Here is a 25,662-nt window from a genome sequence, read left to right on the forward strand (position 1 = left end):
GTTCTAAAATAATTAATTAGATATTCTGTAGCATCAAACTCAAGATTTGTGTTATTTAATCCGGTCTTAGCTTGGTGTAAATTATCTTTAATAAACATGTTGTAATGCATGGTTTATTTTTGCGCAATTGCTTGGTTAAAAAATAAGCATAACAATAGCAGTGAAAGTGTTTTTGGGACGTTACATTAGCCTAAAGATTCAATTTAATTAAAATTTATAATTTCTTCAGTTGCACTAAAAGTTCTTCCCAGGAAAAAAGGATCCCTCCTTTTTCTGATTGGGTTTTTTCAGCATCTGCCTTATTTTTAAAGGCTGTAAGGAAAGCACCCATTGGACTTGGAACTTTTTCACTAATCAAAAAAGTAGCGTTAGTGGCATCAATTAGAATTTCTGGTTCTTTGTAATGATTTGTTAGATAAAGTTTTATTTCTAATGAATCTTCAAATTGATTCATAAAATTAATCATGCATTCTGATGCATCAAACTTATATGTTTTTCCCTTGTTGGTTACAAGCTCTGCTCCATGAACTTTGTCAACAATAGTCATTTTACAAAAGTGGCAACTATCGTTGCCGTAATCTATTGGTTTCGGTTTTACACTACAGCCCCATGCAGTGAGTAAAAGCAGCAACAAGACATTTTTTAGTGTTTTCATTTTCAATAGTTTTTTTGTTTACTATTTGTCTTCTTAGAGTATTATGGTTTTTTTATGCTGTTTTTTTCCCGTTAAATGAGCTATAAGGGAAGTAGCAATACCTAAGGCAAGGAAAAAAGCACCCAATCGCGGATAGGAATGGGCCGTAAAGTTCAAAATATTTTTGGTGCCAAACAATGGTGGCTGGAAACCCATTTGGGTGCCATCTGGGTTGGTAAATTTCATTATGGCTTTAGGGTCTAGGTTATGGCCATAATCATGTTCCCAAAGGTAAAAGTCATATAGTCCAGCGGCACTCAAAACTATCATTAAAATGAACCAATACAAAAACCATTTGTAATTGCCCTTGAAGGCAATGAGCAATCCCAGAATGCTTGTGGCTATTATTCCGGCAGGAAATATCTTGAATTCTGGTATAGCTTCCGGGATGTATTTCATCCCAACATAGTGGTTCATTAAATTAATGTTTTTTATGTCATGTGGATGGGCGTCAGAAAAATCATTGATATGGATATACATCCCCAACGGCGTGGGATATTGTGGGGCTTCTAACGTTATTTTCCAAAGAGGAAATAAGAATAGCCCTAAAGGCAGCAAAGCTGCAATTAGCATAATGATGTTTGATCTTTTCATGATTGATTATTTTAAAACGGTAAAGTGCTTTTTTGAAAGAAAGGCGAGAGTGAAAATATTGCTCTCGCCTCTTTTATGGAAATACAAACACTAAAATATTGTCCTAATCGATGATTAAATATCTTCCCCCAGTGACCATTTCAATGCGGTGTTCAATCCCGGTGGAGAAACCCTGACATAACCCTGCATTTCTTGGTGCAATGCCGAACAGAAATCTGTACAATAGAAAGGCCATACCCCTACTTGCTTGGGCTCCCAAAGGAATGTTTCTGTTTGCCCAGGCATGATTAACAATTCTGAGGTATTGGCTCCAATCATACTGATGCCGTGAGGAACATCGTAGTCTTGTTCAAGATTGGTAACATGAAAATACACCTTATCTCCAACTTTAATGCCTTCAATATTATCTGGTGCAAAATGGCTTCGAATCATGGTCATGTACACATGTACGATGTTGCCTTCGCGAACAACCTTAGTGTCTGCTTCACTTTTCGCTGCAAAAGGATGCTTGTTGTCCTCTAAATTGAAAATCTTTTTAGAATTAGGTTTGATAAGATCTGCTGGGCAACCAGCGGCATAATGTGGTTCTCCTATGGTTGGGAAATCCAGCAATAACTGCATCTTTTCACCAGAGATGTCATAAAGTTGTGCCGATTGGGTAACCTCAGGACCAGTTGGCAAATACCTGTCTTTGGTAATTTTGTTCATGGCCACAACATATTTTCCCCATGGCTTTTGTGAGTTACCGCCTGGAATCATCAAGTGGCCTACAGAATAATAGCAAGGTTGTCTATCTACAACTTCCCAAGTGCCTACTTTCCATTTTACTACTTCAGAAGAGATAAAGAAAGTTGTGTAGGCATTGCCTTTGTTATCAAACTCGGTATGCAAGGGTCCTAAGCCTGGTTGTTCTACAACACCGCCCAAAACATCTTCAAAGTTCAAAATGGGAATGCCATAGGCATCACCAGCAAACCTTTCATTTTCAATGGCATCAAGCATTTTGGTAAACGAGTGTACTGTTAGGTTAGCGGAAAGTTTACCATTGCCCACAATATATTCGCCTGTTGGATCCACGTCGCAACCGTGCGGTGATTTAGGGGTAGGCAACAAATAAACTGCATCTGGCACGTCGGCAGGGTTAACAACCAGAACTTCTTTTTTCATAGTTGAGGTCGCCAAATGTGTGTCTTCATCATAAACATTATGGGCATAGTTTGCTGGAACTTTTGTTCCGCCACCGTTGTTTACATACTCTTCAATTTTCTTCCAGTTAATGGCCGCAATAAAGTCTTTGTCATTTTGGGATGCATTCACTTCCAACAAGGTGCTGGCTTCTTCAGAATTATAGGTTGAAAAGAAGAACCAACCATGAGATTTGCCTCGACCTGGATGTGCCAAGTCGTAATCAAAACCTGGCATAATCAATTGAAATTTGATGTCCATATTACCATGTTCAGGTTCAACTGAAATAAAGGTCAAGGAACCTTTAAAATTGCCTTTATAATCTTTTATAGGCATATCTTTTTGCGGAATAGGAACAGAAAATCGCGTGCCCGCTACAACATACTCTGTATTCTCAGTAACAAAAGAGGAGCTATGGTTGCCAGCACTGTTAGGCACTTCAATGATTTCTGTAGTTTCAAATGTGGTCAAATCAACTTTGGCTATACGAGGAGTATTGTTCCCATTAATAAAAATCCAACGCCCGTCTACCACTCCTTTGGTTTGAGAAATGTCTGGGTGGTGTGCATCATCCCAAGGCACAAAGCCATGAGATGTGTTCAACATGGGCTTGGTTTCTTCGTTGTAACCCCAAGCTTTTTCGGCATCTTGGGAAAAAACTGGAATTACTTTGAAAAGGCGTCCAGATGGTAACCCGTAGACGGATAATTGTCCACTGAAACCACCAGAGATAAAGGCGTAAAATTCATCGTGTTCCCCAGGTGCTACGTAAACTCTCTCGGCTACGTTGCCCACCAAGGCACCTGATTTAGAATCAGCCTTTTTTGTGTTTTCACAACTCGTAATTGCCATTAGGAATATACCCATGATAATTAATGATTTTTGAATATTTTTCATTGTTTATTTATGATTAGATTAGTGTTTATTCTTCTGACGGAGGCAGCAAAACCTTGTCTATAACATGCACAATTCCGTTACCTGCAGGAATGCTAGCTAAAATTTTAGCTCCACCTATTATGGGTTCTCCATCTATAATATCAACGACAACATATTGATTATTTGCCTGTCCTAATTTTTTAAATTTGGTCAAGAATTCTTTGGAATATTTTCCAGGAGTCACATGGTATTTTAAAATATCAGCTAATACCTCTTTGTTTTCTGGTTTTAACAAGTTTTCAACCGTTCCTTCTGGTAAGGCTGCAAAAGCTTTGTTTGTAGGAGCAAAAACCATTAGGGGGCCGGCATTAACAAGGGCGTTTTCCAATTGAGCGGCTTGAACAGCTGCAACCAAAGTAGTATGGTCTGGAGATTCTATAGCTATGCTTAAAACTGTTGGTAACCCTTCATCATCCTCAATAAAGGCTTGACCTGATCGTTCTGTTGTAGTTCCATCGGTTTGGTTTGCTTGAGAGGCTGTTGTGGCTTCATTTCTTCCGTTTTTACACGAACATAGAAGTGCCACAAGTGCAAAAACAAAAAATAGATGTTTAATTGGTTTCATATTGTTTTTTTATAAGGTTCTGAAATATTCTAAAACAGCTCTGGCTTCATCTTTAGATAAGTTCTGATTTGCCATTGGGGAACCGTTAAATTCAATTAGTAACTCTTTGGCTAAGGGGTCTTTTTGTACCATTTCCTCGGGGTTTAAAATCATGTTCATTACCCACTCAGGAGAACGTCGCTTCAAAATCTCCGTTGGTGCAGGGCCGATAAATTTTTTATCGGGCCTATGGCACGCCGTACACATTTTTTTGTACACATCTGCTCCTTGCGCCACTAAATCCTCATCAATTGTAGCAGGTAGGTTAATGGAGGTAATTGGACCAATACCCTTGTTGGATAAATCTACTTTTTGGGAAGCTGGTAATTTTTCAGAGGTTGATTTTGCTTTAGTTTCTGTGGCGGTCTTTTTTTCATAGGAAAATCCTTTTTCTTTTTTCTTTTCGGTGCCTCCGCAGCTAATTAATAATGCCATCAATAATGATGTGAAGAATAAAAATGTTGTTTTCATTGTTGAATAGTTTTAGAGAAGTAAAACTATCGTATTTAGGAGGGAAATAATATGATAAAAATCATATTTAGGACAATAATGTCCTTTTTTATTTATTTCGATTGTTTACTAACCAGAAAACCGATGAAACCAAAAAAAAAATCAACGATAAATGGAACAATAAAGATTACCTTTGAAACTCTTTTGCCAAATTGGATTCACCAATTGTTGACATACTTTATTACAGTTGGAAATATAGATTTTTAAAAGTAAAACCGCACAAAAGGCATCCAAGGGTCGGCATAAATGCTCTTATTTTCATCATAGAGCACATCGTATCTAACCCCAAAAGTAACATTGCCACTTCTATACCCAGCACCCAAAAATAGTGCAGGTGTCCAATAATTATCATCAGGAACATTTAAGTTAACGTTGTACCTTCTGTTAACGTTAAGTTGCTCAAATTCCGCTGAAAGTTGAAGATCAGAAATCACATTAAAAAGCCCAATTAAACTGCCTCCTAAAACGGTTGTTTTATGCATGCTTTTTTGATTGAAAAAAGTGGCGTTCAGCCCCAGGCCAAGAGCAAAGTTTTGGTTGAATTCATAAATGGCACTGGGTGCAATGGTTGCACTAAAAAAGTTGTCACCAAAATTTAAACCCAACCCACCGCCAAAGCGAACATGCCTCCAAAAATCGGGTTCGCTTTTTTGCGCTGCCATGTTTAATGTAAATACTGAAAAGATTGCTAATAGAAGAAAGTTTTTTTTATTAATTGAAGGCAATAAATTCATTGTATTGAGAAATTATCAAAAAATTAACAGATTATTGGGCATATTTATGAAACGCAGATTGAAAGTTATAAATATAGTTAAACAAACCCCTAATTTTACTAAAAGTTGTATTTTTGAAAAATATTTTGACGAACCTTCAGGGGATTAATTCTTACAATGGATAAATTTTCATTTTTAAACGCAGCGCATACAGCATTTTTTGCTGATTTATACGACCAGTATCTTCAAAATCCAGACTCTGTAGAACCGAGTTGGAGAGCCTTTTTCCAAGGCTACGACTTCGGAAGCGAAAATTATGGACTTGACGGGGAAATCGTTGAAGGTGTTTCAGCACAAATGCCAGAATACCTTCAAAAGGAATTTCAGGTTATCAGGCTTATTGATGGCTACAGAATGCGTGGGCATTTGTTTACTAAAACTAACCCTGTAAGAAATAGAAGAACCTACACCCCAACCTTAGATATTGAAAATTTCGGTCTTTCCGAAAATGATTTAGATACCGTTTTTAATGCTGGGGAAATTTTGGGTATTGGTGCGCAAACTTTGCGTGAAATCATTGTTCATTTAGAAAGGATTTATTGTAGCTCAATAGGTGTTGAGTATATGTATTTGCGTAATCCAGAGGTGATTTCTTGGTGGCAAAGTAAGTTGAATTTAAATGATAACCAACCCAAGTTCTCTGTTGAGAAGAAGAAGTATATCCTATCCAAACTAAATCAGGCTGTTACATTCGAGAACTTTTTGCAAACAAAATATGTTGGGCAAAAACGATTTTCGCTAGAAGGAGGAGAATCATTAATTCCTGCAATAAGTAATGTATTGTTTTACGCATCCGAAAAATATGATGTAAAAGAGTGTGTTTTAGGTATGGCACACCGTGGCCGTTTGAGCACGCTTGTAAATATTTTTAGGAAACCCTTAAATGAATTGTTCAATGAATTTGATGGTTTGGATTTTGAAGATGAAAATATTGATGGGGATGTGAAATACCACTTGGGTCAAACTCTTGATAAAACATATCAAAATGGTAAGAATATCAAGATGAACTTGGTGCCAAACCCATCGCACTTAGAAACCGTTGCCCCGGTTGCAGAGGGAATTACCCGAGCAAAAATTGACAATGATTATGATGGTGACGATTCTAAAATTTTACCCATTATAGTTCATGGTGATGCTGCCATAGCAGGGCAAGGCGTGGTTTATGAAGTAGCCCAAATGAGCCAATTGAATGGGTATAAAACAGGGGGAACCATTCATGTTGTTGTAAATAACCAAATAGGCTTTACCACCAATTATCTAGATGCCCGTTCCAGTACCTATTGCACCGATGTGGCCAAGGTAACGCTTTCACCAGTTCTGCATGTGAATGCCGATGATGCTGAAGCCGTTGTGCATGCAGTTGAAATGGCCTTAGACTATAGAATGCGTTATAAAAAAGACGTGTATATTGATTTGTTGGGCTATAGAAAATACGGGCACAATGAAGGTGACGAACCACGATTTACACAACCAAAACTGTATAAATACATTGCAAAACACCCGAATCCTTTTAAGATATACTCTGATAAGCTTACTGATGAAAATACCGTAGACAAAGCATATGTGGACAATATTGTTGAGGAGTTTAAAGAAACTTTAGAGTCTGAATATGCCAAATCAAAAGAAGCAGAAGCGTCTAAGGTAAGGGAGTTTATGCAAGAACGTTGGAAAGGATTTCAGCGTAAAGGATTGGATTCGATGTTGCAATCTGAGAATACCGGTTATTCCGAAGATAAATTAAAAAACATATCTAAAATTGTTTCGACTGTCCCCGAAGGAGTTCAATTTTTACGAAAGGCCGAGCGTATTTTAGAAGGACGTGCAACTATGGTTTTTGAAACCGATACCCTTGATTGGGGGATGGCTGAGTCTTTGGCCTATGGAAGTTTATTGGAAGAAGGATACAATGTGCGTATTTCTGGGCAAGATGTAGAGCGAGGCACATTTAGCCATCGTCATGCTATTTTAAGGGATGAAAAATCTGAAGAGCGAATAAATCTATTAAATACAAACCCAGATAACAAAGGTGAAATGTACATTTACAATTCGTTTTTGTCTGAATACGGAGTTTTAGGTTTTGATTATGGTTATGCCATGGCCAATCCAAATACTCTAACCATTTGGGAAGCTCAGTTTGGTGATTTCAGCAACGGAGCGCAAATTATTTTTGACCAATATTTGTCTGCCGCTGAAGATAAATGGAAATCCCAAAACGGTATTGTGGTTCTGTTACCGCATGGGTACGAAGGGCAAGGCTCCGAACATTCATCTGCTAGAATTGAACGTTACCTTCAGTTATGTGGAAATGATAATATGATTGTTGCCGACTGTACAACGCCGGCTAATATGTTCCATTTATTGCGTCGTCAAATGAAACGCGACTACCGCAAGCCTTTGGTGGTTTTCACCCCAAAAAGTTTACTACGTCACCCAAAAGCTGTCTCATCAATTAGCGAATTGGCAACAGGTAAATTCCAGGAAGTTATTGATGATACCATTGCCCCACAAAAAGTAACCAAACTTGTTTTCTGTACAGGTAAATTCTATTATGATTTATTGGAACAGAGAGAAGAATTACAAAGAGAAGATGTTGCTTTGGTAAGAATTGAACAGTTATTCCCATTACATTTAGATAAGATCCAGGAAGTCATCAATCGCTATCCAAACGCTAAAAAATATGTTTGGGCGCAAGAAGAACCAAAGAACATGGGTGCTTGGACGTATTTCGTGCAACGCATGGATTTGGTAAAATTGGAAGTATGCTCAAGACCATACAGTTCAGTACCGGCCCCAGGTTCTAGTACAAGAGATAAAAGAAGACAAAAACGTGTTGTAAATGACGTTTTCGAAATAAATTAAATAAGAATTTTAGATACCATTAAAATTATAAAGAATGATTTTAGAAATGAAAGTTCCTTCGCCAGGGGAATCCATTACAGAAGTAGAAATAGCAACGTGGCTTGTTGAAGATGGAGATTATGTTGAAAAAGACCAAGCTATTGCAGAGGTTGATAGTGACAAGGCAACGCTTGAATTGCCAGCTGAAGTAAGTGGAACCATTACGCTTAAGGCAGAAGAAGGTGATGCGGTAGCAGTTGGTGCGGTAGTTTGCTTGATTGATACGGATGGCGAAAAACCTGAAGGGGGTAAAGCTCCAAAAGAGGAGAAAAAGGAGGAAGCGCCAAAAGCTGAAACTCCAAAAGCACCTGCTTCAGAAACAAAAACTTATGCAACTGGTAGCGCAAGTCCGGCGGCAAAAAAGATTTTGGCCGAAAAAGGCATGGATGCTGCATCAATTTCAGGAACTGGAAAAGATGGAAGAGTTACCAAAGAAGATGCCGTAAATGCTGTGCCTTCTATGGGAACACCAACTGGTGGGAGTAGAGGAACTTCTCGAACCAAAATGTCTATGTTGCGTCGTAAAGTAGCAGAGCGTTTGGTTGAAGCTAAAAATACAACGGCTATGTTAACCACATTTAATGAGGTTGATATGTCTCCTATTTTTGCTTTGCGTAACGAACACAAAGAAACATTTAAAACAAAGCACGGTGTGAGTTTGGGCTTTATGAGTTTCTTTACCTTGGCTGTGGTTAGAGCGTTAAAAATGTATCCTGCCGTTAATTCTATGATTGATGAAAAGGAGATGATTACTTATGATTTTTGCGATATAAGCATCGCTGTTTCTGGCCCTAAAGGATTGATGGTTCCTGTAATTAGAAATGCCGAAAATTTAAGCTTTAGAGGTGTAGAATCTGAGGTGAAACGTTTGGCGATTCGAGCTAGAGATGGACAAATTACGGTTGATGAAATGACCGGCGGTACATTTACAATTACTAACGGCGGGGTTTTTGGAAGTATGTTATCTACCCCAATAATCAATCCGCCACAAAGTGGTATTTTAGGTATGCACAATATTGTGGAACGTCCTGTGGCGGTTGATGGTAAGGTTGAAATTCGCCCAATCATGTATGTGGCTTTATCCTACGACCATCGAATTATTGACGGAAAGGAAAGCGTTGGTTTCTTGGTGGCAGTAAAAGAAGCACTGGAAAACCCTATAGACCTCTTGATGGATAACGATGTTAAAAAGGCATTGGAATTATAAATGATAAAAAATAATTTAACCTTACATTGGTTAAATAAAAGATAGTTTATAAAGGCATCCCGAATTATTTAGGATGCTTTTTTATTTTTGCACAAAATAACTTTTATGTGGGGGTTTTTAAAAAGATGGTTTAGCAAAGGCAAGCACATTGAAGAGGTAGATGTCATGAAAAAATATTTAATAGTAGGTTTAGGTAATATCGGTGAAAAATATGCCAATACCCGACATAATATCGGATTCAAGATTTTGGATTTTTTTGCGAGCCAGGAAAGCTTAACATTTGAAACTCAAAAGCTGGGCGATTTGGCAACTTATAAGCTAAAGGGCAGAACCTTTATTTTTTTAAAGCCGAACACCTATATGAATTTAAGCGGTAAAGCGGTTTTATATTGGTTAACTAAAGAAAAAATATCTTTGGAAAATTTACTGGTCATTACAGATGATTTGAACCTTCCCTTTGGCAGTATTCGCTTGAAGACCAAAGGAAGTGATGGCGGCCATAATGGTTTAAAAGATATTCAAGACAAGTTAAATACAACAAATTATAACCGATTCAGGTTTGGCATAAGCGACACCTTTAGCAAAGGAAGGCAGATTGATTATGTTTTGGGTGAATGGACAGAAGAAGAATCAAGTCAGCTTAAAGAGCGTTTGGAAAAATCTTCTGATTTGATAAAGTCCTTCGCTTTGTCCGGAGTTAATGATACAATGAATACCTATAATGGTAAATAAAAAGGGAAGGTTGTGACCTTCTCTTTTTATTTGTCAATTAATCAACAATTATTTTTTTGATAGATTTTCTGAGGCCATCACTAACGGTTAAAATGTACATGCCAGATTGTAAATGACCCATGTTCACTTTTTGATTAAAGTCTCCAACGTAATTGTAGGTATTACTATAAATCATGCGACCTCCTAAATCAAAAACTTTAAGGTTAATTTTTCGGGAAAGTGAACCATTCAGTTTTACGATGAACTCTCCGTTATTCGGATTGGGAAATACGGCAAAGTTCTCGAAACCAAACTCTTCAATAGAAAGTGTGGGCTGAACACTAATGGTATAATCTTCAATTTCACCATCAAACCCATTTTCACAGGAAGTTGGCAAACCATCATCTTTGTACTTTGTAGCCACCCGCATAATTGTGTTTCCTAAAATGGCATCATTTGGAATAGTAATGGAAAGCGGTGAATTACCTGTTCGGCCGTTGGCAACATTGAATGCGTCGCCTAAATCAAATTCTTCTCCCGCATCATCAAAACTGCAATTCTGGTTCCAGTCAATCCAAACTTTTGTGGTTGTTTCATAAGCGCCGTCGTCTGGGTCTGTATTTACATTTACGGTTAAATCATAAGAAACATTTCTGTTTACATCTGTTGAAAAGGCCTTGTAGTCAGAATATGCAGATTTTCCTGAAGCATTATCTATGGTGTTGAACTTAACAAGGGTTGTGCTGGTTAAATAATCAAGATTTCCTGAAGCTGGGCAAAGTGAGTTAAAGAAAGGGAAATCAACATCTTTGTTTTTAGTTTGGGTTGTGGCAGTCCCTGTGATGGTAATATTATAATTTCCTTGAGAAATGCCATCCAAATTACCAATGGTCATATTAACACTACCCGAGGTACTTAGATTGGTTGGCGAAAAAGATACTGTGCCACCGCCTGGAATACCCGAAGCGCTAAATATGGTGTTTTCAGAAAAACCATTGGCAACCACATATTCAAAATTAAAAACAGCGCTGTTGTCACCACAATCAACAGGCACGAGAGTTGGTTCTACTATAAAGAAATCGGGATTGTTAGATATAGAAAAATCAAAATCTGAAACATCGTAAAAAATATTATCGGCTGCTTCAATTAATATGCGTGCAAAACTTGTATCTGGAAGAGACGGAACGGTAAAAGTGAAAGAGCCATCGTTTGGCGTACCAGTAGCAATATCAATTGGAAAAGTTTCTCCGCCATCAGTAGATAGTTTTATGTTTACACTTTGACAATTAATGGTTCCAATGTCAGCAGTTTGGCCAACATTCCATTCAACAGTTTGCGATGTTGTTTGTGCCCAACTAACGGGATTTGTTACCGTAAACGGCTCTATGCTGTTGACGGTAATTTGCATAAAATCAACATCTGTCTGACCACCTCCATCAGTGCCAATAACATCATTGTCTCTTACAGTGAGCGCAAAAGACATTGTTCTATTAACTGAAGGAAGCTTTTCCCAGGCTGTTGAGCCACCTGAAACGAGATAATCGTCAAAATCAGGAATGTTTCTAACAGGATTATTCGTGCCCTCAACAGAGCGCACAAGAGGGCCAGTAGTGTTAGTTTCTGATGGAGCACCAGCGGGACCAAGGTCGTACTGTTCCCAAGTATAGGTGTGCGTACTTGTTCCTGATGGGTCAGTATCCGAAGAAGTCCCAACAAGTTTAAAGGCTGTTGAAATAGGGATGGTATAATCAGGTCCTGCATTAGCCACTGGAGCTGTATTTCCCGTCGAAGATTCAACACCACAGGTACTGCTTCCGGTCGTTATATTGTCCCAAATCATTTGAATGCTCTTTTGATGAAAATAGGCATCACTATTGGGCTGTATATTTTGAGATGAGCAAATACCGGCATAAGCCATAATCGTTGAGCCGCTACCTGGTTCATAAGCATTGCTGGACGATCTATTACCACTACAGCTGCCTGCATTTCCATTAAAGGTGTGGGGTGCACCAAATTGATGACCCAATTCGTGGGCTACAAAATCAATGTCATAGGCATCACCAACAGGTACGGTAGATCCCGTAACTCCTTGGGCTTTTCTACTGTCAACACAAGGAGAACCCAAAGAAGCCAATCCACCGGCACCTGTGCTAAAAGTATGACCTATATCATAATTGGCCGGTAAAATGGAATCATTAATAACACTTTGGCTTTGGTCGATTAAAACGTTGGCGTCATTATTGCTGAAATTATCAGAATCAACAAAAATAATTTTACTGTTATCGACCAAAGACATTTTCATAGATAGATCGCGTTGAAAAATGGCATTGACCCGATTCATTGTTACCACCATGGCAGCCAAAACAGCATTTTTTTTGTCGGCCTCAGTATCTCCAGCACTTAAACCTGCTGCCATCCAATGGAATTGCGAATATTCAACCGTTGAAGCAATGGCCAATCTAAAAGTTCTTAATTTGCCATCATTCGCGTTAAAAGAAGATTTAGTGATTTTTTTCGACTTGCTTTCGGAAGCAAAGTTTTCAGGTAAATAGCATTGAAATCCTTTTTTTAAAGCAGGTAAATCCCCTTTGTAATAAACCAAGTATGTATTGGATTCTTTTATGTAAGGATCTATAAATTGAACACCATTTTTTGATGAAAAAGTCATGGCATGCAATCCTTTCGGTGTTAAACTAACGGCAATTGTAATTGCTGGGTTTTTAATGTTTTGCCCTACGTAGGTTCTTAATTCTGGATGTTTGGCTTGAAAATCCGGCTCTAAAATAGAAGATTCTTTAATCCTGTAGTTATCAAAGCTACCTTCACTATTTGGAAATTTTACAAGAATTTCTGTTTTGTTGTTATTAGTGGTTTTACCGGAAACGCCTAAAACAGTTCTCAAATTATCAATATCCAACCGAAAATAATGAGCTTTGTTAGGCTCGGTTTTTCTGATTAGTTTGTTTTCTTTGGGAACATTCGCATCAGATATTTCGGACCAAAGCGCTTTATTTTCTTGTGAATAAACGCCCTGAAACATACTCAGGAATAACAGGCTGGCAAAAATTATTTTCATTTTTAGACCTTTCATAGTAATGGCAATTTGGGTATTAAAGTGGTCTAAAAATAGGCTCTTAAAATGTCAATTGCAAAAAAAATATTTTATCCGCTAAATAACATATATTTGTTTATGAAGTATTTGTGTCTTTTATTTTTGATTGTTTCTCTTGTTTCATGCAAGTGCAAAAAGGAAGTTGCCGTTTTGCAAAATAATAAAATGGATTATACTGATTGCCCTGAAGACGGTGAATGTTCATTTGATATTTATAAGAAAAAATCACTAAAAGTAGAAAAGGGTGATTTTGACCAAATTTATCTCGAAATGGTTGATGGTCATAATTTGGTTTTAAAGTTTGAATACAAAAAAGACAATGAAAAAAAGTTACTTGATGGAAGCTACAGGGAAGAAATTTTTGTTGAGTTGCCCATGAAAAACTTTGAAAATGAGACGACTGATTTAAAGAGTGAAAATATCTTTTTTGCCAGATGGTGCTACTGCAAAGGGCAAACAGGATATTATAAAATAAATGAAGGCAGCCTAAAAGTATTTAAGCTAAATGATGATAAAGCCAAAATCAATCTCAAATTTAAGATAAGCGAAGTGCCCCAAGTAATAACCGAGATTAGCGAAACTTTTAGCATACAATAAATAGTTAAAATTTGTTTTAACTTACTTATTACCTAGTTTTGTAGAAAACAAAATAGCTTGAAAACTAAGAGTGATTTAAATGCTTTGGGAAACGAGAGAACCGTAGTTACCATCGGCACTTTTGATGGTGTTCATATAGGGCATCAAAAAATAATAAAACGCCTTATTAAAACGGCCAAAATGTTGGGGTTAAAATCGGTCATTCTTACTTTTTTTCCGCACCCTCGAATGGTTCTTCAAAAGGATTCAAACCTAAAACTTATCAATACCATTGATGAACGTCATGATATTCTTAGTGCCACAGGTTTAGATTATCTGCTCATTAAAAAGTTCACCCATGAGTTTTCAAGATTATCAGCTGAAGATTTTGTGAAGCAAATTTTAGTAGACAAACTAAATGCGAAAAAAGTGATTATTGGTTATGACCATAGGTTTGGAAGAAACAGAAATGCTGATATCAATGATTTGAAGGCTTATGGTGAAACTTATGGTTTTGATGTTGAAGAAATTTCTGCCCAAGACATCAACGATGTTTCAGTAAGTTCTACTAAAATAAGAACGGCCTTGAAAGAAGGAAATATAAAAATGGCCAATGCCTATTTGGGCTATAATTTTATGCTGACTGGAAAGGTCGAAAAAGGCAAAGGTTTGGGACGACAATTGAACTATCCAACTGCAAATATTTTAATAGAAGAAGACTACAAACTTATACCCAAACAAGGCTCTTACATTGTAAGTTCAAAAATAAATGATGTATTGGTTTACGGAATGATGAATATTGGAACCAACCCTACTGTAAACGGAAGCAAGCAAACTATTGAAGTACATTTTTTTGATTTTGATGGCAATATTTACGGAAAGAAAATCCAAATAGATTTGTTACATCGCATTCGGGATGAAGAAAAATTTGAATCTGTTGAAGCATTAAAAGCCCAATTGGCTTTAGACAAAAAAACAGCCTTAGATTTTATTTCAAACCAAAATGTTAAATAATTGGCTATTTAAACATATCGATAATTCTGCATTAATTGTTTTCAGAATTATTTTCGGGTTACTCTGTTTTTTAGAATCTGTTGGGGCCATTTTTACAGGTTGGGTAAAGAACACGCTCATTGACCCGAAATTCACATTTTCTTTTATTGGCTTTGAATGGTTACAACCACTGCCTGGTATTGGCATGTATTTTTATTATGTTCTGATGGGGGTTTTTGGCCTGTTCATCATGGTGGGCTTTAAGTATCGATTTAGCATAATAAGTTTCTTTTTCATGTGGACGGCAACTTACCTCATGCAAAAGTCGTCTTACAATAACCATTATTATTTGTTGATGCTAATCACTGGCATTATGGCTTGCCTTCCAGCTAATAGATACGCTTCTTTTGATGCTAAAATAAACCCTAGAATAAGGAGCTATTCCATGCCGCAATGGTGCCGTTTGGTTATTATTTTGCAGCTTTTTATAGTTTATACCTATGCTTCAATAGCCAAGTTGTACCCAGATTGGCTAGATACAAGGGTAATTGAAATGATGATGAAAAGCAAACAAAATTATTTTGTAATTGGTGAGTTGCTTCAACAAAAGTGGGTGCATAATGTTCTGGCTTATGGGGGTATTTTATTTGATGGCGTAATTGTGCCATTATTGTTATACAAGCCCACCCGAAAATATGCATTTATAGTTTCCATTTTCTTCCATTTATTCAATTCCATTGTTTTCCAAATTGGGATTTTCCCTTATATGTCACTGGCGTTTAGTTTGTTCTTTTTTGAACCAAAAACGATTCAGAAGATATTTTTAAAGAGAAAACCCTTTTACACCGAAGACGAAGTTGAAGTTCCTAAATATAAAAATGCCTTACTAACCATTTTTTTAACTTATTTTTTGTTACAAACAGCTTTACCACTCAGGCATCATTTTATAGATGATGATGTACTCTGGACAGAAGAAGGGCACCGACTCTCATGGCGTATGATGCTACGGGCCAAAAGTGGCCATGCGACCTATTTGGTTGAAAATAAAACCACTAGTCAGCGTATATTTGTTAATTTGGATGAATACTTAACCAAAAAGCAAAAACGGGCTGCTAGCACAAAACCTGATGTTATTTGGCAGTTCGCCCAATATATGAAGCAAAAGTATGAAGCCGAAGGGCAGGATATTGCTGTATACGTAGATTGTAAAATAAGTGTCAACGGGAAACCTTCAGAAACATTAATAAACTCAGACGTAGATTTGGCCAATGTACCGTGGGATGTTTTTAAACACAGCAACTGGATTTTACCTTCAAAACAGCATTAATTATTTAAGTAATTCCTTAAATTTGTCGCTTAAATTTTAAAGCATGTTACAAGTCGCCTTTATCAGAGAAAACAAAGAATTGGTAATCAATCGTTTGGCAAAAAGAAATATAGATGCTTCCAAAATGATTGACGATGTGATTTCTTTTGATGAAGACAGAAGGCGTATTCAAACAGAATTGGATAATACTTTGGCAGAATCCAATGCGCTTTCAAAAGAAATAGGGAATTTATTCAAATCCGGTGAAGCTCAAAAGGCTAATCTTTTAAAGGAAAAAACTGGTCAATTAAAGGAAACCTCAAAAAAACTGGCAGATGCTTTAAATGAAGAAACAGATGCTTTGTACGAGTTACTCTATAAAATTCCAAATGTTCCACACGATTCTGTTCCTCGTGGAAATTCAGAATTGGATAACGAAGAAGTTTTTAAAGCAGGTGATATTCCAAAATTACATGATGGAGCACTGCCACATTGGGAGTTGGCCAAAAAATACGACATCATAGATTTTGAACTTGGCAACAAAATTACTGGTGCAGGATTTCCTGTTTATAAAGGAAAAGGAGCAAAATTACAACGCGCCTTAATTGCCTATTTTTTAGATAAAAATATAGCTGCCGGTTACACCGAATATCAATTACCACTTTTGGTGAATGAAGCTTCTGGTTTTGGTACAGGGCAACTTCCAGATAAAGAGGGGCAGATGTACCATGTTACAGAAGATAATCTATATTTAATACCAACTGCGGAAGTGCCAGGAACCAATATTTTTAGAGATGTGGTTTTAAACGAAAGTGATTTGCCTATAGGTGTTACAGGTTATACACCATGTTTTCGCAGAGAGGCGGGAAGTTACGGAGCCCACGTAAGAGGTTTGAACAGATTACATCAATTTGATAAAGTGGAAATCATCCGTGTGGAACACCCGAGTAAATCTTATGAAGCTTTAGACGGGATGGTAAGCCACGTAAAGGATATTTTAAAGGAATTGAAATTACCATACCGGATATTGCGTTTGTGTGGCGGCGACACATCATTTGCTTCAGCTTTAACGTATGATTTTGAGGTGTTTTCAACAGCCCAAGACAGATGGTTGGAAATATCTTCAGTTTCAAACTTTGAAACCTTTCAAGCTAATCGGTTAAAACTTCGCTTTAAAAACAGTGATGGAAAAAATGAGCTTGCCCATACACTAAATGGTAGTGCTTTAGCGTTACCAAGAGTACTAGCTGGTATTTTAGAAAACTACCAAACTAAAGAAGGTATTTTGGTACCCGAAGTTTTACAATCTTACACTGGTTTTAAAATAATTGATTAAAATATTTTTGAAGCTATAAGCTTACAAAAAATTAAAATAATTCTTAAAAAAATCGATTAAAAACACAAAACACATGTTGTTTAACGATTTTGTTTCAATTTGCTTGATTTTTTCATATATATTTTTCAAGTTAGCAGTACCAAATCTATTTAACCTACTAATTATGAAAAATGTTAAACGCATAGTACTGTTAATTGCTCTAATTTTTTTCGCATCAAAAGTATTGTCTCCAGATTTCGAATTATTTAAATCTGAAGATAACGCAACAGCTATAGTAAAAAAATAGGGATTTTTTTCGACGTAAATTTCTTGATGCAATCTAAAGAGTTAGTTTGAAATAGTCTTTCTTGTTTTTGCAAGAACTTAAAGACTGTCCCCAATCGAGTATTTAATTAACAAGTAGTTAATAGAACTTTATTTTTGGTTGGTTAGTGCCCGAATTTTATTCGGGCATTTTTGTTGGTGAGTCTCTAATTTGTATAGTCTTTCAAGACGAGTACAAATTAGTTAGTTGAACTAATACCTATATATATCGAATCTTGTGATGACTACATCAAATATTTAAAATCTTAAAAAATTCTTATTACCGCAATATCTAAATAGCACATTTGTTATATTTACCGTATGAGACCCTTAATTATCATTTTCTTTTTTGTTGGCGCTGTGGCTTTCTCTCAGGTCGATATTCTGGCTAAGGAATATTTTAAAAATGGTGAATATGAAAAAGCATTACAGGAGTATAAAAAGTTGTATGCCAAGTCGCCATCCAATCCAAATTACATCAATCAAATAATAAGTACGTACCAAGAACTAGAGATGTACGACGAGGCTGAAGTTTTTTTGACGCAGCTTTTGGAACGCATGCAGTATCCGCCATTCTGGGTGGAGTTAGGGTACAATTATCAACTTAAAAATAAAATTGAAAAGGCGCAAGTACTTTATGAAAGGGCCATAAGAAGCATTGATGAAAGGGCGAGTAACGTATTTTCAGTGGCCAGGAGTTTTCAAAACCATTCATTGCTAAATGAGGCGGTTTTGGCCTATGAAAAAGCTATGGCTTTAAATCCAGATTACAACTTTAATGTGCAATTGGCGCAAATTTATGGAGAACAGGGGAATGTTGAAAAAATGTTCAACAGTTACCTTGATTTTGCAGAATCCAACCCCATCGTTTTGAGTGATGTTAAACGTGCCATTAACGATTTCATAAGTGAAGATGGTTTGGATGAAAATAATGTGCTATTCCGAAAAATTCTTCTAAAGAAAATGCAGGAGGAACCGGACGTGCTTTGGAACGAACTGCTCAGTTGGCTGTTCATTCAGCAGAAAGATTTCAGAAAGGCTTTTATGCAAGAAAGGGCTATTTATAATAGAATGCAAGAAGGATTACTTAGAATAGAAGAACTGGCCTCAATCTGTGTAAATGAAAATGAAATCGAAATTGCCAAAGAAATTTATGGTTACATCATTGAAACAGGCCAAAATCCAGATACCAAGCTGAATGCTCATTATAATTTATTGCAACTGGAAATCAAGGAAAGTTCAAAAGCTGATTATGCGGCAATAGAGGCTAAATATTTAGAGTTATTAGAAACCTTTGGAAATGAGACCGAGATGCTAAACCTTCAAATTTCTTACGCTCATTTTTTGGCTTTTTATGTGAACGAAACCAAAAAAGCCACCCAATTTTTAGAAGATATTTTAGAGAAAGAACCCTTAAATCAGCTTGAACAAGCACAAATAAAATTAGAATTGGGTGATATTTTGGTTTTGCAGGAACAATTTAACAAGGCCTTGATTTATTACACACAAATTCAGCGCAACCTCAAAAACAGTACAATTTCGCAAGAAGCGAGGTTTAAAGTGGCCAAAGCAAGTTATTATAAAGGGGATTTTAAATGGGCTGAATCACAGCTTAAAATTCTAAAGTCTTCCACCTCGCAGCTTATAGCCAATGATGCGCTGGAATTAAAGTTGTTGATTTCAGATAACAAATATGAAGATTCACTTCAAATAGCCCTGAAGCAGTATGCTAAAGCCGATTTATTGGCATTTCAAAACAGAAATGATGAAGCCATAATTTTGCTGGATAAAATATTGGGGGCTCATAAAACGGAACCTATAATCGCCCAAACCCTTTTTAAACAAGCTCAACTTTTTGTGTTAAAAAAAGAGTTTGAAAAGGCAAAGGCAAATTACGAAGTGCTTATTGAAAATTATAGAGATGGTGTTTTGGTAGACGATGCCCTTTTTTATTTGGGCAAGATTTATGAGAATGAATTAAATCAACCGGAGAAAGCAAAGTCGCTATATGAAAACATTATCTTTAACCATGCCGACAGTATTTATTTTGTTGATGCCCGAAAACGATTCAGGGCTTTACGGGGGGATGCTATAAATTAGAAGAGTTAGATTTTAAGACCTGTTAGATTGTTAGATGAACCTCTTTCATAATTCGATAATAACCAGAAACCAACAACTACATACCAACAATCAATGATAATATACAACGTAACGGTAAACATAGACGAAAGCATCCATGACGAATGGCTAGCTTGGATAAAAGAACACATTCCTCAGGTTTTGGGTACAGGCAAATTTGATAAAGCGACCCTAACCAGAGTTTTGGTGGAAGAAGATATGGGTGGTGTTACCTATTCCATTCAATACCGTTCATATTCTCGTGAGGCTTTGGATGCTTATTATAGGGAAGATGCTGAAAGATTGAGAAATGACGGTTTGAGAAAGTTTGCCGATAAAATGCTCGCGTTTAGAACCGAGCTTCAAATTATTGACGAGTACACGGTAAATTTCAAATAGTTCTGTCACTCAAAGCCGTTCGTTATTGTTCAAGACGGGCTAAAGTCGAAGTGTCTTTCGTATCTTTGGCAACTAAAAGTCTTAATTCGTGGCAAGCAACCCCAACCAAAATCAGGTAAAAGCAAAAAAACATTTAGGCCAACATTTTTTAAATGACGAATCGGTAGCTGAAAGAATAGCAGACACCTTAACGCTTAAAGGTTACAAAAATGTTCTAGAAATTGGCCCTGGAATGGGTGTGCTCACCAAATATCTTTTAAAAAAGGATTGCACCACTTATGTGATTGAAATCGATCCAGAATCGGTAGAATATCTTCAGGCAAACTACCTAAATCTGGCACCTAGAATTATAGAAAAGGATTTCTTAAAGTACGATTTAAAGGATGTTTTTAATGATGAGCCTTTTGCCATAATTGGTAATTTTCCTTATAATATTTCAAGTCAAATTGTATTCAAGGCTATAGAAATGCGCCAACAAATCCCAGAATTTTCGGGGATGTTTCAAAAGGAAGTGGCGCAACGTATTTGCTCTAAAGAAGGCACCAAGGTTTATGGTATTTTATCAGTATTAACACAGGCTTTTTATAATGCTGAATATTTATTTACCGTACCGCCAAATGTTTTCAATCCCCCTCCAAAAGTAGATTCGGGTGTTTTAAGATTAACCCGAAAGGAAAACCATGCATTGCCCTGCGATGAAAAGCTATTCTTTAAAACCGTTAAGCAAGCTTTTCAGCAGCGCCGTAAAACTATTCGTAACAGTTTAAAAACATTCAATTTGTCAGATAATTTAAAAGCAAGTAGTATATTTGACAAGCGTCCGGAGCAATTAAGTGTTCAAGACTTTATTGCTCTCACCCAGTTGATTGAAAAGGACATCTAAAACCTTTAACTATTTTCAATTTGTCAGAAGAAAAAGAAAACATACAATTTCAACTTACTGATGAACTCATAGAGCAGGTAGAGCTTCTTATCGAAGAGCGAAAAGATAAGGAGCTTAAAAAACTTATGGATGAGTTTCATTATGCCGATATTGCGGAAATTCTGGATGAGTTGGATTTGGAGCCAGCCATGTATGTTATAAAACTTCTGGATTCTGAAACCACTTCCGATGTTTTGATGGAGTTGGATGAAGACAACCGGGAAAAGGTTTTAAGAAACCTTTCCGCAAAAGAAATTGCAGAAGAAATTGAAGAGCTTGATACTGATGACGCAGCTGATATTATTGCTGAACTTCCAGAGGAACGCCGACATGAAGTTATTTCCAGAATTGAGGATGAAGACCATAAGGCGGAAATTAAGGAACTACTCGCTTATGATGAAGATACAGCTGGGGGCCTTATGGCAAAAGAGCTAGTAAAGGTCTATGAAACTTGGACGGTAGCAGGGTGTCTTCGCCGTATTCGCGGACAGGCAAAAGATGTTACCCGAGTTCACTCCATTTATGTGGTAGACAAGCAAGAAAGGCTCATTGGGCGATTATCTTTAAAAGATTTGATTGTTGCAAAAAGCGACCAAAAAATAGCTGATATCTACATTTCCAGTGTTGATTACGTAAACGTAAACGAAGATGTAGAGGAAGTAGCGAAAATCATGGCGAAGTACGATTTGGAAGCTATTCCTGTAATTCAAAGTGATGACAACAAAGTCCTCTTGGGAAGAATTACCATCGACGATATTGTAGATGTTTTAAAAGAAGAAGCCGATAAAGACTACCAACTGGCTGCTGGTATTACGGGAGACGTGGAGGCTGATGATAGTATTTTGCAATTAACCAAAGCCCGTTTGCCATGGCTGTTTTTGGGATTGATAGGTGGTGTTGGTGCTTTTTTAATTATGGAAGGCTTTCAAGATGCATTTAGTAAATATGCTGTACTGTTCTTTTTTACGCCATTAATAGGGGCCATGGCGGGTAATGTTGGGGTGCAATCCAGTGCCATAATCGTTCAAGGTTTGGCAAATAACGATGTTAAGGGAAGCGTAAATAGCCGACTATTAAAAGAAATGCTTCTGGCAGCCTTAAATGGAACTGCTTTGGCAATGTTTTTATTCGTATTTATATGGATTTTTGGTCATGACATCTACACGGCATTGGCTGTTTCCATATCGCTGGTAGTTGTTATTGTTGTAGCCGGTTTAATAGGGACTTTTGTGCCTTTGTTTTTGGACAAGCGAGGGATAGACCCAGCAATTGCCACAGGGCCTTTTATTACTACGAGCAATGATATATTCGGTATACTGATCTATTTTTCGATAGCAAAACTCATTTTGGGTATTTGAATCTTGTCGTGATTTCATGTAATTTCATTTGAATAATTAAATAAGCCTTTCTTTCACTTTTTCAGTAACTATGAAAATCCTTCACCTTGATACTAACCATCAGCTGTTAATTGATAAATTAAATCAATTAGGTTTTCAAAATGATGAAGATTATTCGTCCTCAAAAGCAGATATAGAAAAGAAAATTAAAAATTACGACGGCGTTATTTTACGAAGCCGATTTACAATAGACAAACAATTTTTAGATGCTGCAGCAAGCCTGAAATTTATTGGTCGGGTTGGCGCGGGTCTCGAAAATATAGATTGCGATTATGCGGAAAAAAAAGGAGTTCATTTAATATCAGCACCAGAAGGCAACAGCAATGCCGTTGGTGAGCACACCTTGGGGATGTTACTGTCTTTATTCAATAAACTTAACAAGGCCGATGCTGAAGTTAGGCAGGGCAGATGGCTTCGTGAGGATAATAGAGGTATTGAACTCGATGGTAAAACAGTGGGCATAATTGGCTATGGCAATATGGGCAAAGCCTTTGCAAAAAAACTGAAAGGTTTTGGTGTTGTCGTTTTATGCTATGATATTAAAGACGATGTTGGCGATGAAAATGCAAGACAAGTATCACTTAAAGAATTTCAACAAAATGTAGATGTAGTAAGTTTACACACCCCACAAACACCTTTAACGGTTAACATGATAAACACCGATTTCATCAATCAGTTTAAGAAACCTTTTTGGTTTATGAATACAGCACGGGGTAAAAGCGTTGTTACTTCAAATTTAGTTGACGCATTAAAATCAGGTAAAATTTTAGGTACAGGATTGGACGTTCTGGAATATGAAAAGGCTTCCTTTGAACATTTATTTTCTTCTGATTTGCCCGAAGCATTTCAATATTTAATTAAGGCTAAAAATGTTTTGCTCACACCTCATGTTGCCGGTTGGACGGTTGAAAGCAAAGAAAAGTTGGCACAAACCATTGTAGATAAGATAAAAGCAAAATTTTGCTAACTTTAGTCTTCTAAAGTTTTTGACATGCAATACAAAGCCAATTCTCCAGAAGATTACATAAGTCAAGCCCCTGAAGAACGCCAAGATGCATTGAATGAACTTAGAAAGGTTATAAAAACAAACTTGCCTAAAGGGTTTCAAGAAGGCATTCAGTATGGTATGGTTGGGTATTTTGTACCGCATACGGTTTACCCAGATGGTTATCATTGCAACCCAAAAGAGCCATTACCATTTATGAGTTTTGCGTCCCAAAAAAATTCAATAAACCTTTATCACAGTGGTATTTATGCCATTCCAGAACTCCATGATTGGTTTGTTTCAGAATTTCCAAAGCACAGTAGTAAGAAATTAGACATGGGTAAAAGCTGTATCAGGTTTAAAAAAGTTGATGATATTCCGTATGGTTTGATTGGCGAACTTTGCCAAAAAATTTCGGTGGACGAATGAATTTCAATTTACGAGACCAACACTAAAAAGAAATAATTAAAAACAATATTATGAAACTAGGAGCATTTTCAATAAGCCTGAACGTAAAAGACCTAAACAGGTCAAAAAAATTTTATGAAACACTTGGGTTTAAAAAGTTCGCTGGCGATTTGGACATGAATTATCTCATCATGAAAAATGGAAATGCATTAATTGGATTGTTTCAGGGCATGTTCGAACAAAATATTTTAACCTTTAACCCAGGCTGGAATGAAAATGCCAACAAGGTGGAACCTTTTGATGATGTAAGAACTATTCAAAAACATTTAAAGAGTAACAATATTCCATTAGAAAGTGAAACCGACGAATCCACTTCTGGTCCAGCAAGTATTGTGTTGTATGACCCCGATGGGAATACTATTCTTATTGACCAACATGTTTAAAACCTCATAAAAATGAAAAAACGAGTAACAGGCATTGGCGGTTTGTTTTTTAAAACCAAAGACCCAAAAGCCACAAAAGATTGGTACAAAAAGCATTTAGGGTTTAACACCGACGATTACGGTTGCACCTTTTGGTGGAAGGATAAAGAAGGGAATGAATGTTCAACCCAATGGAGCCCTTTTCCCGAAGACACCGAATATTACCAGCCTTCAAAAAAGGAGTATATGTTTAACTATAGAGTGGAGAATTTACACGAATTGCTGAAGGTTTTAAAAGAAGAAGGGGTTACTATTGTTGGCGATGTTGAGGAATATGAATACGGAAAATTTGGCTGGATATTAGATAACGATGGCAATAAAATAGAGCTTTGGGAACCTGTTGACAGTGCTTTTTTGTAGCAGCTTTATGAAGTTCCATTGTCAGGATGAGCGCAGTCGAAACCTAATTAAGAAATCTAAATCTCAATAAATTAAATTTCAATTGTCTTATATAGAAATACTTCAGTCGTACCATTTAACTGCATTGCAATGGCTAGCCATTAGTTTTGCGGTTTTTTTATTGGGCCTTTCAAAATCAGGAATTAAAGGTATTGGCATCATCATTGTCGTTATTTTGGCATTTGTTTTCGGCGAGAAGGCATCCACTGGTATTTTACTTCCCATGCTTATTGTAGCCGACATTTTTGCGGTAACCTATTACTATCATCATGTTAAATGGCACATCATAAAAAAGCTTATTCCATGGATGATAGTTGGCGTTTTGGTTGGTGTTTGGGTAGGTAACGATATTTCAGAAATGGTATTTAAAAGACTGATGGCTATTACCATAATTGCCTCGGTTCTTATCATGTTTTACACAGAAAACCGAAAATCAGCCAACGTTCCTAAAAATAAAATATTTGGAATTACAATGGGGTTTTTGGCTGGCTTCACAACGATGATAGGTAATTTAGCCGGGCCAATTTCCAACATATATTTTCTTGCTATTAGGTTTCCTAAAAATGAATTTATAGGTACTGCGGCATGGTTGTTCTTCATTATTAATGTATTTAAGCTTCCCTTTCATATTCTTGTGTGGAAAACTGTAACTGCAGAAACTTTGGTGCTTAATTCTGTGCTTATCCCTCCAGTTATCATTGGGTTTTTCTTGGGTGCGCGTATAGTTAGATTAATTTCCAATGTCAATTATCGGCGTTTTATTTTAATTGTCACTGCCCTTGGAGGTGTTATAATGTTATTTAGGTAACAATCA

Annotated in this window: 23 protein-coding genes; 16 read left to right on the top strand and 7 right to left on the bottom strand. The window is 36.7% G+C overall.

All coding sequences use genetic code 11. The annotated features are described in order from the left end of the window. Window positions 1-214: 214 nt before the first annotated feature. The 6 genes from WJN01_RS05155 to WJN01_RS05180 all read right to left on the bottom strand — a co-directional run bounded on the left by WJN01_RS05155 (window position 215) and on the right by WJN01_RS05180 (window position 5,185). Window positions 215-655: a nitrous oxide reductase accessory protein NosL gene (locus WJN01_RS05155; protein ID WP_445196066.1), complete on the bottom strand. Its 441-nt coding sequence runs from the start codon at window positions 653-655 to the stop codon at window positions 215-217. A gap of 33 nt (window positions 656-688) precedes the next feature. Next, window positions 689-1,288 carry a hypothetical protein gene (locus WJN01_RS05160; RefSeq protein ID WP_445196067.1) on the bottom strand — a complete coding sequence of 200 codons (600 nt, stop codon included), beginning with the start codon at window positions 1,286-1,288 and terminating at the stop codon, window positions 689-691. A 114-nt stretch (window positions 1,289-1,402) separates the two neighbouring features. Then, window positions 1,403-3,340 (bottom strand): Sec-dependent nitrous-oxide reductase, encoded by a 1,938-nt coding sequence (gene nosZ, locus WJN01_RS05165; protein ID WP_445196068.1) that lies wholly within the window; start codon window positions 3,338-3,340, stop codon window positions 1,403-1,405. Window positions 3,341-3,395: 55 nt separating this feature from the next. After that, on the bottom strand, window positions 3,396-3,974 hold the full coding sequence (locus tag WJN01_RS05170) for a fasciclin domain-containing protein (protein ID WP_445196069.1): 579 nt from the start codon (window positions 3,972-3,974) through the stop codon (window positions 3,396-3,398). 9 nt (window positions 3,975-3,983) lie between these two features. Beyond that, a complete protein-coding gene (locus WJN01_RS05175; RefSeq protein ID WP_445196070.1) occupies window positions 3,984-4,484 on the bottom strand; it encodes a c-type cytochrome in 501 nt (166 codons plus the stop codon). 242 nt (window positions 4,485-4,726) lie between these two features. Next, window positions 4,727-5,185: an alpha-ketoglutarate decarboxylase gene (locus tag WJN01_RS05180; RefSeq protein ID WP_445196071.1), complete on the bottom strand. Its 459-nt coding sequence runs from the start codon at window positions 5,183-5,185 to the stop codon at window positions 4,727-4,729. A 228-nt stretch (window positions 5,186-5,413) separates the two neighbouring features. Between WJN01_RS05180 and WJN01_RS05185 the strand changes: the two genes are divergently transcribed. The 3 genes from WJN01_RS05185 (at window position 5,414) to pth (ending at window position 10,133) form a co-directional block, all read left to right on the top strand. Beyond that, window positions 5,414-8,155, top strand: a complete 2,742-nt coding sequence (locus WJN01_RS05185; protein WP_445196072.1) for a 2-oxoglutarate dehydrogenase E1 component — start codon at window positions 5,414-5,416, stop codon at window positions 8,153-8,155. A gap of 34 nt (window positions 8,156-8,189) precedes the next feature. After that, window positions 8,190-9,401, top strand: a complete 1,212-nt coding sequence (gene odhB / locus WJN01_RS05190; protein WP_445196073.1) for a 2-oxoglutarate dehydrogenase complex dihydrolipoyllysine-residue succinyltransferase — start codon at window positions 8,190-8,192, stop codon at window positions 9,399-9,401. 105 nt (window positions 9,402-9,506) lie between these two features. After that, window positions 9,507-10,133, top strand: a complete 627-nt coding sequence (gene pth, locus WJN01_RS05195; RefSeq protein ID WP_445196074.1) for an aminoacyl-tRNA hydrolase — start codon at window positions 9,507-9,509, stop codon at window positions 10,131-10,133. A 37-nt stretch (window positions 10,134-10,170) separates the two neighbouring features. Here the strand turns inward: pth and WJN01_RS05200 are convergent, their stop codons facing one another. Continuing rightward, window positions 10,171-13,188, bottom strand: coding sequence for a zinc-dependent metalloprotease (locus WJN01_RS05200; RefSeq protein WP_445196075.1), 3,018 nt, complete (start codon window positions 13,186-13,188; stop codon window positions 10,171-10,173). 201 nt (window positions 13,189-13,389) lie between these two features. Here WJN01_RS05200 and WJN01_RS05205 point away from each other — a divergent pair, with 201 nt between their 5' ends. The 13 genes from WJN01_RS05205 to WJN01_RS05265 all read left to right on the top strand — a co-directional run bounded on the left by WJN01_RS05205 (window position 13,390) and on the right by WJN01_RS05265 (window position 25,656). Next, complete coding sequence (locus WJN01_RS05205) at window positions 13,390-13,821, top strand: hypothetical protein (protein WP_445196076.1); 432 nt, start codon at window positions 13,390-13,392, stop codon at window positions 13,819-13,821. Between the two features lie 57 nt (window positions 13,822-13,878). Further along, complete coding sequence (locus WJN01_RS05210; RefSeq protein WP_445196077.1) at window positions 13,879-14,814, top strand: bifunctional riboflavin kinase/FAD synthetase; 936 nt, start codon at window positions 13,879-13,881, stop codon at window positions 14,812-14,814. Next, window positions 14,804-16,120: an HTTM domain-containing protein gene (locus WJN01_RS05215; RefSeq protein ID WP_445196078.1), complete on the top strand. Its 1,317-nt coding sequence runs from the start codon at window positions 14,804-14,806 to the stop codon at window positions 16,118-16,120. Before WJN01_RS05210 ends, WJN01_RS05215 begins: the two co-directional genes overlap by 11 nt. A gap of 43 nt (window positions 16,121-16,163) precedes the next feature. Then, on the top strand, window positions 16,164-17,435 hold the full coding sequence (gene serS / locus WJN01_RS05220; protein ID WP_445196079.1) for a serine--tRNA ligase: 1,272 nt from the start codon (window positions 16,164-16,166) through the stop codon (window positions 17,433-17,435). Between the two features lie 624 nt (window positions 17,436-18,059). Continuing rightward, window positions 18,060-19,838 carry a tetratricopeptide repeat protein gene (locus WJN01_RS05225; RefSeq protein ID WP_445196080.1) on the top strand — a complete coding sequence of 593 codons (1,779 nt, stop codon included), beginning with the start codon at window positions 18,060-18,062 and terminating at the stop codon, window positions 19,836-19,838. Window positions 19,839-19,931: 93 nt separating this feature from the next. Continuing rightward, window positions 19,932-20,255 carry a DUF4286 family protein gene (locus WJN01_RS05230; RefSeq protein ID WP_445196081.1) on the top strand — a complete coding sequence of 108 codons (324 nt, stop codon included), beginning with the start codon at window positions 19,932-19,934 and terminating at the stop codon, window positions 20,253-20,255. Window positions 20,256-20,343: 88 nt separating this feature from the next. Further along, window positions 20,344-21,138 (top strand): 16S rRNA (adenine(1518)-N(6)/adenine(1519)-N(6))-dimethyltransferase RsmA, encoded by a 795-nt coding sequence (gene rsmA / locus WJN01_RS05235; RefSeq protein WP_445196082.1) that lies wholly within the window; start codon window positions 20,344-20,346, stop codon window positions 21,136-21,138. 20 nt (window positions 21,139-21,158) lie between these two features. Further along, a complete protein-coding gene (gene mgtE, locus WJN01_RS05240; protein WP_445196083.1) occupies window positions 21,159-22,535 on the top strand; it encodes a magnesium transporter in 1,377 nt (458 codons plus the stop codon). A gap of 70 nt (window positions 22,536-22,605) precedes the next feature. Continuing rightward, on the top strand, window positions 22,606-23,541 hold the full coding sequence (locus WJN01_RS05245; RefSeq protein ID WP_445196084.1) for a 2-hydroxyacid dehydrogenase: 936 nt from the start codon (window positions 22,606-22,608) through the stop codon (window positions 23,539-23,541). A 24-nt stretch (window positions 23,542-23,565) separates the two neighbouring features. Next, a complete protein-coding gene (locus WJN01_RS05250; RefSeq protein WP_445196085.1) occupies window positions 23,566-23,988 on the top strand; it encodes a DUF1801 domain-containing protein in 423 nt (140 codons plus the stop codon). A gap of 50 nt (window positions 23,989-24,038) precedes the next feature. Continuing rightward, window positions 24,039-24,410 carry a VOC family protein gene (locus WJN01_RS05255; RefSeq protein WP_445196086.1) on the top strand — a complete coding sequence of 124 codons (372 nt, stop codon included), beginning with the start codon at window positions 24,039-24,041 and terminating at the stop codon, window positions 24,408-24,410. Window positions 24,411-24,422: 12 nt separating this feature from the next. Further along, window positions 24,423-24,809, top strand: a complete 387-nt coding sequence (locus tag WJN01_RS05260) for a VOC family protein (RefSeq protein ID WP_445196087.1) — start codon at window positions 24,423-24,425, stop codon at window positions 24,807-24,809. Between the two features lie 82 nt (window positions 24,810-24,891). Next, window positions 24,892-25,656 (top strand): sulfite exporter TauE/SafE family protein, encoded by a 765-nt coding sequence (locus WJN01_RS05265; protein WP_445196088.1) that lies wholly within the window; start codon window positions 24,892-24,894, stop codon window positions 25,654-25,656. Window positions 25,657-25,662 lie beyond the last annotated feature (6 nt).

The sequence above is a fragment of the Tamlana sedimenti genome, from assembly GCF_038148895.1.
Classification (GTDB): Bacteria; Bacteroidota; Bacteroidia; order Flavobacteriales; family Flavobacteriaceae; genus Tamlana.

Excerpts from the sequence above, each read along its gene's own strand:
- WJN01_RS05155 (WP_445196066.1), bottom strand. The coding sequence starts at position 655 with ATGAAAACACTAAAAAATGTCTTGTTGCTGCTTTTACTCACTGCATGG.
- WJN01_RS05160 (WP_445196067.1), bottom strand. The coding sequence starts at position 1,288 with ATGAAAAGATCAAACATCATTATGCTAATTGCAGCTTTGCTGCCTTTA.
- nosZ (WP_445196068.1), bottom strand. The coding sequence starts at position 3,340 with ATGGGTATATTCCTAATGGCAATTACGAGTTGTGAAAACACAAAAAAG.
- WJN01_RS05170 (WP_445196069.1), bottom strand. The coding sequence starts at position 3,974 with ATGAAACCAATTAAACATCTATTTTTTGTTTTTGCACTTGTGGCACTT.
- WJN01_RS05175 (WP_445196070.1), bottom strand. The coding sequence starts at position 4,484 with ATGAAAACAACATTTTTATTCTTCACATCATTATTGATGGCATTATTA.
- WJN01_RS05180 (WP_445196071.1), bottom strand. The coding sequence starts at position 5,185 with ATGGCAGCGCAAAAAAGCGAACCCGATTTTTGGAGGCATGTTCGCTTT.
- WJN01_RS05185 (WP_445196072.1), top strand. The coding sequence starts at position 5,414 with ATGGATAAATTTTCATTTTTAAACGCAGCGCATACAGCATTTTTTGCT.
- odhB (WP_445196073.1), top strand. The coding sequence starts at position 8,190 with ATGATTTTAGAAATGAAAGTTCCTTCGCCAGGGGAATCCATTACAGAA.
- pth (WP_445196074.1), top strand. The coding sequence starts at position 9,507 with ATGTGGGGGTTTTTAAAAAGATGGTTTAGCAAAGGCAAGCACATTGAA.
- WJN01_RS05200 (WP_445196075.1), bottom strand. The coding sequence starts at position 13,188 with ATGAAAATAATTTTTGCCAGCCTGTTATTCCTGAGTATGTTTCAGGGC.
- WJN01_RS05205 (WP_445196076.1), top strand. The coding sequence starts at position 13,390 with ATGGATTATACTGATTGCCCTGAAGACGGTGAATGTTCATTTGATATT.
- WJN01_RS05215 (WP_445196078.1), top strand. The coding sequence starts at position 14,804 with ATGTTAAATAATTGGCTATTTAAACATATCGATAATTCTGCATTAATT.
- serS (WP_445196079.1), top strand. The coding sequence starts at position 16,164 with ATGTTACAAGTCGCCTTTATCAGAGAAAACAAAGAATTGGTAATCAAT.
- WJN01_RS05225 (WP_445196080.1), top strand. The coding sequence starts at position 18,060 with ATGAGACCCTTAATTATCATTTTCTTTTTTGTTGGCGCTGTGGCTTTC.
- WJN01_RS05230 (WP_445196081.1), top strand. The coding sequence starts at position 19,932 with ATGATAATATACAACGTAACGGTAAACATAGACGAAAGCATCCATGAC.
- WJN01_RS05245 (WP_445196084.1), top strand. The coding sequence starts at position 22,606 with ATGAAAATCCTTCACCTTGATACTAACCATCAGCTGTTAATTGATAAA.
- WJN01_RS05250 (WP_445196085.1), top strand. The coding sequence starts at position 23,566 with ATGCAATACAAAGCCAATTCTCCAGAAGATTACATAAGTCAAGCCCCT.
- WJN01_RS05255 (WP_445196086.1), top strand. The coding sequence starts at position 24,039 with ATGAAACTAGGAGCATTTTCAATAAGCCTGAACGTAAAAGACCTAAAC.
- WJN01_RS05260 (WP_445196087.1), top strand. The coding sequence starts at position 24,423 with ATGAAAAAACGAGTAACAGGCATTGGCGGTTTGTTTTTTAAAACCAAA.